The following is a 13,531-nucleotide window of genomic DNA, read 5'->3' on the forward strand; positions in this document are numbered from 1 at the left end:
GCCGCAAGCACGTCGCCAGAGCGGGCCGGCTAGGGAGCGGCCCGCGGGGGTCTTGCGCCGTCTGCAACCCTTGGCCCTTGCCCTATGCCTCGCGGCCGCCTATCCGGCGGCCCATGCGCTGCCACAGGGCGCGCAGATCGTGCAGGGCCAGGTCGCACTCAGCCCCGGGCTCATCCAGCAGGGCAGCGACAAGGCCATCGTCAACTGGCAGAGCTTCTCCATCGCCGCGGGCGAGACGCTGCGCATCCAGCAGCCCAGCGTCAACGCGGTGCTGCTCAACCGCGTCGTCGGCGGCGACCCGTCGCTCATCCTCGGCCAGATGCAGGCCAACGGCCGCGTCTTCCTCGTCAACCCGCGCGGCATCGTCTTCGGCCGCGGCTCGCAGGTGGACGCCGGCGGCCTGGTCGCGTCCACGCTGGACCTTTCCGACACCCACTTCCTGGCCGGCAGCTACCGCTTCTCGGCCGGCCCGGTTGCCGGCGCGCTGCAGGCCGATGGCAGCATCAATGCGCCCGGTGGCACGGTCGCCCTGGTGGCACCCCAACTCCATGTCGGCGGCAGCGTCGCGGCGCGGCGCGTCGGCCTGGGTGCGGCCAGCACGGTGCAGGTGGACGTCGAAGGTGATGGCCTCGTTCTCTTCAATCTGCGCAACGACGACGACCGCGACGTCGCACTGAAGTTCAACGGCCGCGTGCAGGCCGAGAGCAGCGCCGAACTGCGCGCCCAGGCCCGCGCCGGCGCGGCCGGCCAGGTGCTGAACATGGACGGCATCGTGCAGGCCCGCGGCTTCAGCCAGCAGGGTGGGCGCATCGTCATCGACGGCGGCACGGCGGGCGACACCCTGGTGAAGGGCCGCCTGGACGCCAGCGGCGACCAGGGCGGCAGCATCACGGCGCTGGGCCAGCGCGTGGGCCTGCTGGACGGCGCCCGGCTGGACGCATCGGGTCGCCTCGGCGGCGGCGACATCCAGGTCGGCGGTGGCTTCCATGGCGAGGGCACGGCGCACAACGCACAGCGCACCTTCGTCGGCGCCGGCGCCGAGTTGCGTGCCGATGCCACCGAACAAGGCGACGGCGGCCGCGTCGCCATCTGGGCCGACCAGCGCACCGACATGCTGGGCCAGGTCTGGGCCCGCGGTGGCCGACTGGGCGGCAACGGCGGCTTTGTCGAGACCTCGGGCCGTGAGCTGCTCAACATGCCGCGCGGCGGCGTGGATGTCAGTGCGCCGCGCGGCCGTGCCGGCCAGTGGCTGCTCGACCCCTACAACCTGACCATCACCGACACCGCCGGCGGCGGCGGCGACGTGACGGGGCCTTCGCCCTTCGAGCCCGCCAACAACAGCGCGGTGCTGGATGTCACCGTGCTCAACAACGCGCTGGCCATCGGCAACGTCATCGTGCAGACCGGCAGCAATGGCAGCCAGGCCGGCAATATCTCCATCGATGGTGACATCCACGCCACCGCCGCCACGAGCTTCAGTCTGATCGCCCAGAACGCGATCAGCTTCACCAGCAACGGCAAGATCCGCGCGACCGGCACGGTGCTCGACGTCAGCCTGCAGGCGGCCAGCGTCGACACCACGGCGGGCACCATCAACACCCACGGTGGCAAGCTGGACGTGAATGCCACCGGCGCGGTCTCGCTGGGCGCCGTGACCAGTGGCGACATGACGGTGACCAGCTCGGGCACCGTCTCGCTGAGCACGGTGCAGAGCGGCAAGCTGACCATCGATGCCAGCGGCGGCAGCGGCAATGTCTCGCTGCCTTCCGGCAGCCTGAGCGGCGCGCTGAGCGTGACGACCGGCGGCGGCAACATCACGCAAGGCGCCACCAGCCTCACGGTCGGCGGCGCCGCCACCCTCAGCTCGGGCGTCGGCAACGTCACCCTCGGCAACCTCAGCCCCACGGGCAAGCTGGACATCAGCACCAGCAGTGGCAACGCCTCGCTGGGCGTGGTCAGCGTCGGCGGCCAGCTCAAGTTCGCCAGCACCAGCGGCGCGCTGAGCCAGACGAGTGCCTTGAGCGTCACGGGCGGTGTCGACATCAACACCGGCGGCACGGTCACGCTGAACAACGCCAGCAACAACCTGGGCGGCACGCTCGACATCAGCGCCGGCGCGACCGATCTGCGCAATGGCGGCGCCAACCCGCTGACGCTGGGCACGCTGAATACCGGCACGCTGAAGGCGCGCACGGGCAGCGGCCTGCTCACGCTGGGCCAGGGCAGCGTCGCGTCGCTGGATGCCGCCACCACGACGGGCGGCAACATCGCGCAGGGCGCCACCAGCCTGGCGGTCGGCGCTGATGCCGTCCTGAGTTCAGGTGCCGGCAGCATCACGTTGGGCAACCTGAGTTCCGTCGGCAAGCTGGACCTCAGCACCAGCAGTGGCAATGTGTCGCTGGCCGGCAGCGTGGGCGGCCAGCTCAAGTTCGCCAGCACCAGCGGCTCGCTGGTCCAGACCGGCGCCTTGAGCGTGACGGCTGGCGCCGACCTCAGCACCGGCGGCAACGTCACGCTGAACAACGCCGGCAACAACCTGGGGGGCACCCTCGACATCACGGCCGGCACCACCGATCTGCGCAACGGCGGCGGCAACGACCTGGTGCTGGGCACGCTGAACACCGGCGCGCTGAAGGCCCGCACGGCCAGCGGCCAGCTCACGCTGGGCCAGGGCAGCGTCGCTTCGTTGGACGCGGCCACCACGGCAAACGGCAACATCGTGCAGGGCGCCACCAGCTTGGCAGTCGGTGGCGTCGCTCTCCTCAGCTCGGGGGCGGGCAGCGTCACGCTGGGCAACCTCAGCACCACGGGCAAGCTGGACATTGCCAGCAGCAGCGGCAACGCCGCGCTGGGCGTGGTCAGCGTCGGCGGCCAGCTCAAGTTCGCCAGCACCAGCGGCGCGCTGAGCCAGACCAGCGCCCTGAGCGTGACGGGCGGTGCCGACATCAACACCGGCGGCACGGTCACGCTGAACAACGCCGGCAACAACCTGGGCGGTACGCTGGACATCACGGCCGGCACCACCGATCTGCGCAATGGCGGCAGCAACCCGCTGGCACTGGGCACGCTGAATACCGGCGCCCTCAAGGTCCGCACCGGCAGCGGCCTGCTCACGCTGGGCCAGGGCAGCGTCGCGTCGCTGGACGCCGCCACCACGGCGGGCGGCAACATCGCGCAGGGCGCCACCAGCCTGGCGGTCGGGGGCGATGCCATCCTCAGCTCGGGCGCAGGCGCCATCACGCTGGGCAACCTGAACCCGACGGGCAAGCTGGACCTCAGCACCAGCAGTGGTGATGTGTCGCTGGCGGGCAGCGTGGGCGGCCAGCTCAAGTTCGCCAGCACCAGCGGCTCGCTGGTCCAGACCGGCGCCTTGAGCGTGACGGCTGGCGCCGACCTCAGCACCGGCGGCAACGTCACGCTGAACAACGCCGGCAACAACCTGGGTGGCTCCCTCGACATCACGGCGGGCACCGTTGACCTGCGCAACGGCGGCGGCAACAACCTGACGCTGGGCACGCTGAACACCGGTGCGCTGAAGGCCCGCACGGCCAGCGGCCAACTCACGCTGGGCCAGGGCAGCGTCGCGTCGCTGGACGCCGCCACCACGGCGGGCGGCCACATCGTGCAGGGCGCGACCGCCCTCGCGGTGGGTGGCGTCGCCCTGCTCAGTTCGGGTGCGGGCAGCGTCACGCTGGGCAATCTCAGCACCACGGGCAATCTGGACATCACCAGCAGCAGCGGCAATGCCGTGCTGGGCGCGATTGGTGTCGGCGGCCAGTTCAAGTTCAGCAGCACCAGCGGCTCGCTGAGCCAGACCGGCGCTTTGAGCGTCACGGGTGGTGCCGACCTCAACACCGGCGGCAATGTCACGCTGAACAACGGCGGCAACAACCTGGGCGGCACGCTGGACATCACGGCCGGTGCCACCGACCTGCGCAATGGCGGCAGCAACCCGCTGACGCTGGGCACGCTGAATACCGGCACGCTGAAGGCGCGCACGGCAAGCGGTCAACTCGATCTGGGCCATGGCAGCGTCGCTTCGGTCGATGCGGCCACCACGGCGGGCGGCAACATCGTGCAGGGGGCGACCCTGCTCGCAGTGGGCGGCGATGCCCTGCTCAGTTCGGGCACCGGCAGCGTCACGCTGGGCAACCTGAGCCCTGTCGGCAAGCTGGACATCAGCACCACGAGTGGCGATGTGACGCTGGGGCCCGGCAGCGTCGGGGGCCAGTTGCTGGTCAGCAGCACGAGCGGCTCACTGGGCCAGACCGGGGGGCTGACCGTCAACGGCACCACCGACATCCATGTCGGCGGAGCCGTCAACCTGAGCGCCGCCAGCAACGTCTGGATCGGTGGCGTCCAGATCACTGGCCAATCGCTGGACCTGAGCTCGGCGGGCAACCTCAGCATCACCGGCCTGACGCTGGCGGCCAACCAGGCCCTGAGCCTGCAGGCCCAGGGCAACCTCAACCTCGGCGCCTCCGTCAACCTCGACACCGGCAGTGCCGACCTGACGCTGGCCAGCGGTGGCAGCTTCAGCGTGCTCGGCACGCTGAACGGCAAGAACATCTCGCTGACGGCCGACACCGGTCTCAGCCTGGGCCACGACGTCACCGCCAGCGGCTGGCTCAAGCTGACGACCAACTCGGGCGGTGTGGCCCAGACCGGCGGCCGCCTCAGCGTCGCCGGCACGACCACGGTCTCGGCCGGCAGCTCGACCATCCTGCTGAACCAGCCGGCCAATCACTTCGGCAATGCGGTCAGCCTCATGGGCGCCGACAGCACGCTGTTCGGCAACAGCGCCCTGACGCTTGGTACATCGAGCACGGGCAATCTCAGCATCACCACTCAGGGCGCCATCACCCAGACCGGCGCGCTGACCGTGGCCGGCACGACGACGCTGAACGCGGGCAGCGCGGTCATCACCCTCGGCGATCCGAACAACGACCTGCAGAGCGATGTCACGGTCACGGGCACGGCCGTCACCTTGACGACGTTGCACGACCTGCGTCTCTTCTCGCTGAACCAGGTGCTGCCCAACCAGGCCCTGGTGCTGGATGCCGGCGGCGTGCTCTACCTGCCCAGCGGCACGGGCGACATCGACACCGGCACCGCCGCCTTGACGCTGTCCAGCCGCAGCGGACCGTTCGCGACCTTCGGTACGCTGCACGGCGGCAACGTCACGCTGCGCGGCCAGTCGGTCACGCTGGGCCATGACATCAGCGCCAGCGGCAGCCTCGACGTGCAGAGCACCGGCGGCACGATCAACCAGAGCCTCGGCAGCATCACCGTGCTGGGCGCGAGCAACTTCAACGCCGGTGGCCAGACCATCACGCTGATGGGGGCAAGCAACGACCTGCGGGGCGATGTGACGCTGCGCGGCGGTGACACGCAGCTGACCACCCTGCATGGCGTCGGCCTGGGCCTGGCCAACATCACGGGTAGCCTGGTCGTCCACAGCGGCGGGGCGATCACGCAGACCGCGGCGGGCCTGAACGTCAGCGGCAACGCGAGTTTCAGTGCCGGCGGCGCGGCCATCACGCTGGACGAATCGACCAACAACTGGGGCGGCGCGGTCGGCCTGACCGGCGGCACGGCCAAGCTGCGCGGCGCCGGTGCCGTCGCGCTGGGCAGCGTCAATGTCAATTCGCTGGAGCTTCAGTCCAACGGCGCGGTGAGCCAGAGTTCGGCCCTCGTCATGAGCGGCGCCCTGAAGGTGAATGCCGGCAGCGCGACCATCGACCTCAGCAACAGCAGCAACCAGTTGGGCGGCACGGTCGAGCTGACCGGCGGCACGACGCAACTGCGCACCCTGGGCGCGCTGTCCTTGGGCGCGGTCAGCATCAACGGCAACCTGAGCGCGCAAAGCACCGGCCTGATCAACCAGGTCGCCGGCTCGGTGAGCGTGAGCGGCACCGCCAACTTCAATGCCGGCGGCGCGGCCATCACGCTGGCCAACGTCAGCAACAGCTGGGGCGGCGCGGTCAGCCTGACCGGCGGGGTCACCGCGCTCAGCGGCAACGGCAACCTGGCGCTCGGCAGCGTCGCAGTCACCTCGTTGGACCTGAAGGCCAGCGGCAATGTGAGCCAGAGCTCGGCCCTCAGCATGAGCGGCGCCCTGAAGGTCGACGCGGGCACGGGCGACATCGATCTCAGCCATGCCGGCAACCAGCTGGGCGGCGTCGTCACGCTGAAGGGCGGGGTTGCGCAGGTGCGGACCTCGGCCGGCCTGACCCTGGGCAATATGGCGGTCAGCCAGCTGACCGTGAACGCCTCCGGTCCGCTGAACCTGGGCCAGGGCAATGTGGCCGGCAATCTCGTCGCCCACAGCGGCAATGGCGCCATCAGCCAGACCGGCGCCCTGCATGTGAACGGTGCGGCGGCCTTCACTTCGGGCAGCGGCAACATCACGCTGTCCAACAGCGGCAACCAGCTTCTCGGCGCCCTGAGCCTGACCGGCAATGTGGTGACCATCTTCAATCAGCCCAGCCTGAACTTCGGCACGCTGAGCTTCAACAGCCTGGACGCCACCAGCAACGGCAGCATCGTGCTGGGCAGCGGCACCCTCAGCGGTGCCCTGACCGCCAAGGCCCTGGGCGGCTCCATCACGCAGATCGCCGGTGGCCTGACCGTCGCGGGCAATGCGACGCTGCAGGCCAGCACCGGCATCACGATGACGCAGGCGAATCACCTGAACGGCAGCGTCAACCTGAGTGGTGGTACCAGCTCGATCACGAACGCCGGCAATCTGCGCCTGGGCACGCTGTCCACCGCGGGCCTGACGCTGAGCGTCACGGGCACGCTGGACCTCGGCAGCGGCGCCGTTGGCGGCGCGCTGACGGCCGTCAGCAGCGGTGCCATCAGCCAGTCGGGCGCGCTGTCGGTGACCGGCACGACCAGCCTGAACGCCGGCAGTGCCCCCATCTCGCTGGGCTCGGCCGGCAACAGCTTCGCCGGCAGCGTGGACCTGCGGGGTGGCGCCACCGTCATCGCCAGCGGTGCGGCGCTGAACCTGGGCAGCCTCAATGTGGCGGGGCTGTCGGCTTCCTCCGGCCGTGGCTTGCGCCTGGGCACGGGGTCGGTGGGCGGCGACCTCAATGCCAGCGGCGCCGGCATCACGCAGGCGTCCGGCGGCCTGAGCGTGGCCGGCGTGTCCACGCTGAACGCCGGCAGCGCCAACATCGATCTCGCCGAGGCGGGCAACGCCTTCACCGGCACGGTCAGCCTGGTGGGCCGCGACGCGACGCTGGCCAACGGCGGCGCGCTGCACCTGGGCAGCTTCGCGGTGCGCGACCTCAAGGTCAGCGCCGGCGGCGATCTCGACCTGGGCGGCGGCACGGCGAGCGGCGAGCTCACGGCCACCACGCGCGGCAGCAAGATCAGCCAGTCCGCGGTGATGACGGTCAACGGCATCGCCAACTTCGTCGCCGACGGCGGCCAGGCGACGCTGGTGCTGGACCAGTCGGGCAACCAGCTGTTGGGTGGCATCACCATGCGCGGCGTGAACGGCGGCAGCTTCACCGGCGCCAACATCAGCAGCGCGCTGGACCTGAGCTTCAGCGGCGATGTGAAGACGCTGACGCTCAACAGCGGCGGCGTGCTGACGCTGGGCGGCGGCCACAGCACGACGCTGACCGCTGGCGCGGCCAAGGGCATCGTGCTGACCGGGCCGCTGGAGGTCAGCGGCCTGATGACGCTGATCGCCAATGGCGGCACGGCCGTGCCCGTCGACATGGCCAGCAAGGGCGCGGGCAACGACTTCAATCGCGTCGAGCTGAAGGCGCAAGGCGGCGGCAGCTTCGGCCGCGTGCAACTGCGCGATGGCGATGCCACGCGCCACGATGGCATCCAGGTCAGCGGCGATGCGGCCCAGCTCGACATCACCGCCGCCGGCACGCTGGACCTCGGCGGTGGCAACTATGGCGGGCTGATGGCCGATACCGCCGCGACGGGCGCTGCCATCAAGCAGAGCGGCGCGCTGATCGTGTCGGGCCTGACGACGCTGAAGGCCGGCAGCGGCGACATCACGCTGACCCGCCCCGACAACCAGCTGCCCAGCTTCACGATCGCCAGCGCCGGCACCGCCAGCCTGGCCAGCCTGGGCGACTACGCCATCAACGCCAGCAGCGTGTCCACGCGGCTCGAACTCGGCGGCGCCGGCACCATCAGCCTGCTGGGGCCGCTGTCGGGCCCTGGCGAGCTCGTCATGAACGGCAGCGGCAGCCTGACGATGACGACGGCGCAGAGCTACAGCGGCGGCACCCGCATCGAATCGGGCACCGTCGTGCTGCAGGGCCCCGCGGCCCAGGCCGGCACGGGCGCCGTGCAACTGGGCGCGGCGGGCCAGCTGGACCTGCGCGACGGTGCCGCGATGAGCGCCGATCTGCTGGCCCTGGGCGGCAGCGTGCTGAACAGCTCGGGCAGCGGCACGCTGGCCGGCGCGCTGACGCTGCAGGCCTTCACCCGCTTCCTGCCCGGCGCGGGCGGGCTGACCGTCAGCGGCGCCATCAGCGACGGCGGCGCCGGCTTCGGCCTGGGCTTGGGCGGCAGCGGTACGCTGACGCTGACCGGCAGCAACCACTACAGCGGCGTCACCGACATCAGCACCGGCACGCTGCGCGCGAACGGCGCCGGTGCGCTGTCTTCAGCCAGTGCCGTGCAGCTCACGGCCGGTGCGGTGCTGGCCCTGGGCGCCGACCAGACCGCCGGCTCGCTGGCCGGTGCGGGCCGTGTCGAACTCGGCAACTTCACCTTCGCCACCGGTGCCGATGGCCGCAGCACCAGCTTCGGCGGCAGCCTCGTCGGCAGTGGCGGCCTGACCAAGCTCGGCAGCGGCCGCTTCACGCTGAACGGCGACAGCAGCCACACCGGCGCCACGCGCGTGGCCGCCGGCGAGCTCGTCCTCGCCAGTGCGACGGCGCTGAACGGCGTCACAGCCGTGAGCGTGGACAGCGGCGCGACGCTGACGGTGCAGCAGAGCCTCAACCTCGGTTCGCTGGCTGGCGCCGGCACCGTGGACGTGCAGGCGCCCCTGCTCGGCGTCGGCAGCAATGGCAGCAGCACGCGCTGGGACGGCAACATCACCGGCAGCGGCGGCCTGGCCAAGCTGGGCGCGGGCGTCTTCACGCTGGCCGGTCACAACACGCTGGCTGGCGACCTGGGCGTCACTGCCGGCACGCTGCAGCTCGACGGCAGCGGCGTGCGGCCCCTGGCCGCCGGCGCGGCGACCGCGCCCGTCGTGCCGACCACAGCCGGTGTCGACGTGGCCGGCGGCGCGACGCTGGAGCTGCTGACGAACATCGACCTCGGCGCGCTCAGCGGCAGCGGCCAGGTGCAGCTCAACACCCACACGCTGGCCGTCGGTGCGAGTGGCCGCAGCAGCCGCTTYGACGGCGTCATGGCCGGCAGCGGTGGCCTCACCAAGGCGGGCAACGGCAGCCTGACGCTGGGCGGCGCCAACCTCTTCACCGGTAGCACGCGGGTGCAGGGCGGCGCGCTGGTGCTGGACATGGCGCAGGCACTGGCCGGTGCCAGCGCCCTCGTCATCGAGGCTCCGGGCCAGGTGCAGGCCAATGCCCGCCAGACCATCGCTTCGCTGAATGGCAACGGTGCCCTGGTGCTGAATGGCGCCAGCCTGGCCGCCGGTGCCGACGGCGCCGACAGCCGCTTCGACGGGGCGGTGAGCGGCAGTGGCGGCCTCATCAAGCAGGGCGCTGGCACCTTGACGCTGACGGCCGCGCACAGCAACAGCGGCGCCACCGCCATCGAAGCCGGCGTCGTGCAGCTGAGCGGCAACGGCGCCCTGGGTTCGGGCGAGATCCAGAACCAGGGCGAGCTGCGACTGTCACGCAGCGATGCACTGACGCTGGACCAGGCCATCAGCGGCCGCGGCAGCCTCGTCATCACCCAGGGCCAGGTGACGCTGAACAGCGCCGCCAACAACTACAGCGGCGCCACCCAGGTGCTGGGCGGCAGCCTCATCACGACGGCGGCCGAGCGCCTCTCCGATGCCAGCGCGGTGCAGGTCGCCGCCGGCGCCCAGCTGCAGCTGGGCGGCAACGAGACCATCGCCTCGCTGCAGGCGGCCGGCAGCGTGAAGCTGGCCGGCAACCTGACCACCAAGGCCGAGCAGGTCTACACCGGCAGCCTGACGCTGGCCAGTGGCGCCGGCCTGACGCTGTCCGGCACGCTGATCGACGCCAGCCGCAGCAACAACCAGTTCGCCGGCGCCCCGTTGGGCCTGAACGGCGGCCAGGCGCTGGTGACGGTCAAGGAGAGCCTGCAGCTCGGCGACGTGACGCTGTCGAGCGGCGGCCGCATCGAGGCCGATCGCCTGGCCTTGAATGGCAAGCTGCAGCTCAGCGGCGGCAGCCTGGCCCTGGTGGCCAAGGCCGCGCCGGATGACGCCAAGGCCACGCTGCTGGGCACGGCCCAGGTGCCGGTCGCCGGCCGGCCGCTGGCCATCGCCGAGGCCACCGTGCAGCAGGGCAGCGCCAGCACCATCAGCGTGGCCGAGGGCGCCAGGCTGGAGGTGCAGGCCAGCGGCGGCGGCTCGGTGCGCCTGGCCCAGGACGGCAACAGCTTCAAGGGCCAGCTCTCGGTGCTCAGCGGCACCGGCTTCAACACGGCCTGGGTGCCGAACGCGAAGGGCGCGCAGGCCGTGCAGTCCGAGGTGCGCGTGTCCGGCCAGCAGGTGATGGTGGGCGGCAGCGGCATCGAGGCCGACCTCGTCTACATCCGCGCCGACCAGCTCGCCACCGCCGGCGACGCCAAGCTCGTCGCCCGCATGCCCTTCGACGAGATCGTGCTCGGCAAGGCCTTGTCGGCCCCCGGCATGACGCTGGAGCTGGCGCCCGGCGCCTTCGGCACGCCCGGCAGCTTCGGTTCCGTCAACGGCCAGCCCATCCAGATCCAGGTCGGCAGCACCGAAACCGGCAACCGCACGACGGGCCCCAACGCCGGCTATGTGGCCGTGCTGCCCAAGGCTGGCGCGCAAGGGTCCACCGCCGTCGTGCTCGTGGGCCCCAAGGTCGGCAGCCAGCCGAGCACGGGCGGGCCGGCCTATCGCTTCTTCCACGATGGGGCCAGTCAGGCAACGGAGATCCCGGTGGTCTATAACGGAGTCTTGCCGCTGACGCCGGCGGCCTCCGGAGCCCTGTCCTCCATCAACGGCGACGCCGAGGACGCCCGCCGTGCCCGCTTCCAGGAGACTGTGCGCACTGAGAACGTGACGGTGCGCCTGCGTTCCGGCGTCATCGCCGAGGTCGGCCCCGGCCGGCCGTCCACCCAGGGCAGCGAAGGCGCGAAACCGCCCGAGCAATGCGATCCCGCATCCCGGCCCGTCCTCAGCTGCAAGTAGTTGGCGCCATGACCCCTCCCGACTCCACCGTCTCCCTGCCCCGCCGCCATCTGTGCGGTTCGCTGCTTGGCGGCCTGGCTGCGCCCTTGCTGCCGATGGCCGAGGCAGTCGCTGCCGAGCCGCTGCCGAGCACCGAGATCCGCCTGGCCCTGCTGCTGGGCAACCGCAACTATCCGCAGCCCTTCGACCTGCCGCCCATCCCGAAGAACCTGCGCGACCTGGAGGCCGTGCTGGAGCGGCGCGGCTTCAAGGTCACGTCGGCCCTAGACCTGGACCTGCCGGCGGCGCGCCGCGCGCTGGAAGTCTTCATCGCCGAAGCCGCCGCCAGCCCGGCGGATGCGACCGTGTTCTTCTACTTCAGCGGTCATGGCGTGCAGGTCGATGCGTCCAACCTGCTGCTGCCTGCCGGCCTCAACCCTTCCGCCAAGGGCGAGCTGCTGCAGACCGGCAGCGTGCAGCTGCTGACCGACGTGGTGCGCCGCCTGCCACCGCGCCGCGACGGCATGGTCATCGCCGTCGTCGACGCCTGCCGCACCGGCCTGCGCGCCGGTGAGCTGGTGGGCCTGAACCAGGTCGAGGCGCCCCCGGGCTGCCTCATCACGTTCTCCACCGGCGCCGGCAAGCCGGCCATCGCGCCAGCCGTCGAGACGCAGAACACCTTCTACACGGGGTCCCTCGTCAAGCTGATGGGCAGCGTGTCCGACCAGACGACCTTCCCCGAGCTGATGCAGCTGGTGCGCAGCGATGTGCGCGAGACCATGCTCAACCATCCCGTGGCCGCCATCCGCCAGCTGGCCCAGGACCCCTTCATCGCCGACCACACCCGCGTGCGCTTGAACGTGGAGCCCAAGCGCGCCGGCGCGCCCGCGCCGGCCGTGCCCGACATCGACGAGGAAGCCGAGCTGAAGAGGCTGGAGAAGCTGGCCTGGCCGGCCGAGGTGCTGCAGGTGGCCGAGGCCTTCCTGAAGGCCAAGCCCGAGAGCCCCTTTGCGCCCGGCGTGCAGGTGGCCCGGGACGGCGCCCGCAGCGCCCTCAAGGCCTTGCAGCGCAACGATGTGCGCCTGTATCGCGCGGCCTTCGCCTTCAGTGACGACATGCCTGCCGAGCAGCGCCAGGATCTGCTGCGCTGTGGCCGCGGCGACAAGGACGCGGCGGCCCGCATGGGCTGGCGCTTCCGTGGCGGCGGCAGTGGTGCCAGCTTTGGCAGCGGCTACGGCGGCGGCGCGTCGGCCACGCAGTCGCGCTACGAGGGCTGGATGCAGTTCGCCGTGGCCCTGGGCAATGGCATTGCCAGCTATGAGCTGGCCCTGCATTTCCGCAGCACCGGCCAGCCGCTGCTGGCCTCGCAGTTCGAGTCGCGCGCGCGCGACCTGGGCTACACGCCGCCGCCGGATCTGGACAACGTGCGCAAGTAGACCGCGGAGCTCAGCCCAGGGAGTATTCCTTGATCGGGAACTTCTGGTTCAGCAGTTCCTTCCACTCGGGCATCCCCCAAAGGCCGTTGTCGGTGAAGTGGCCTGCGTTCAGGAGCAGCTTCATCCGGACCATGCTGCCGTTGATGGCCCCGAGGATGTCGCCTTGCTCATGCCTCACCTTCGCCACGAAGGTGTCGTGCAGGATCTTGTTGTTCCTGGGCTCGATGTTCCAGTCGCCTTCGCCCACACCATCGCTGCTGTAGGCCTTCACCGCCTGCTCGTACTTCTTCTGCTCAAACAAGCGCAAGCCGTCCACGACGGCCCAGATGCCCACCGTCGGCTTCTGGGCGAACTTGCCAAACACCGCCAGCGCTGCAGCGTCTTTCTCCACGGCCTTGAAGGTGTTCATGGACTTGGTGTACTTGATGCGCTYGACCAAGGCCCCCGTCGCAAGCTTGGCAAACTCGTAGAAGTCGTCTGCCCGCTTCTTGTACTCATGGATGCCCATCAGCGTTTCCTTCTGCGCCTTGGGGTCGCACTTCCTGCTGGCCTTGGTCAGCGCCTCGGAGAGCTTGAGAGCGGCGATCGCGGCCTTGGCCGCCTGCTCGGGCGTCATGGCGGTGAACTTGCCCTTGCAGTGCTTCTGCCACTCGTCCAGCGCGACCTCGATGCCGCTGCCCTTGGTCTTGTCGGAGGGCGCGGCGTCCAGCCACTCCTTCTTGGTCCACAGCTTGGGCTTGAATCCGGATTTCATTTT

3 protein-coding genes are annotated in these 13,531 nt (G+C 70.7%); 2 read left to right on the top strand and 1 reads right to left on the bottom strand.

Annotated elements, in window-relative coordinates; all coding sequences use genetic code 11:
- Positions 1–70 precede the first annotated feature (70 nt).
- Together AC1D2H_RS26660 and AC1D2H_RS26665 are read left to right on the top strand one after the other, a co-directional pair.
- Positions 71–11,359 carry a two-partner secretion domain-containing protein gene (locus AC1D2H_RS26660; protein WP_478012961.1) on the top strand — a complete coding sequence of 3,763 codons (11,289 nt, stop codon included), beginning with the start codon at positions 71–73 and terminating at the stop codon, positions 11,357–11,359.
- Between the two features lie 8 nt (positions 11,360–11,367).
- A complete protein-coding gene (locus tag AC1D2H_RS26665; RefSeq protein WP_478012962.1) occupies positions 11,368–12,774 on the top strand; it encodes a caspase family protein in 1,407 nt (468 codons plus the stop codon).
- A 10-nt stretch (positions 12,775–12,784) separates the two neighbouring features.
- Here AC1D2H_RS26665 and AC1D2H_RS26670 read toward each other — a convergent pair whose 3' ends face one another.
- A complete protein-coding gene (locus AC1D2H_RS26670; protein WP_478012963.1) occupies positions 12,785–13,528 on the bottom strand; it encodes a hypothetical protein in 744 nt (247 codons plus the stop codon).
- Positions 13,529–13,531: the final 3 nt, after the last annotated feature.

This window comes from Roseateles sp. P1_C1_2 (assembly GCF_056406535.1).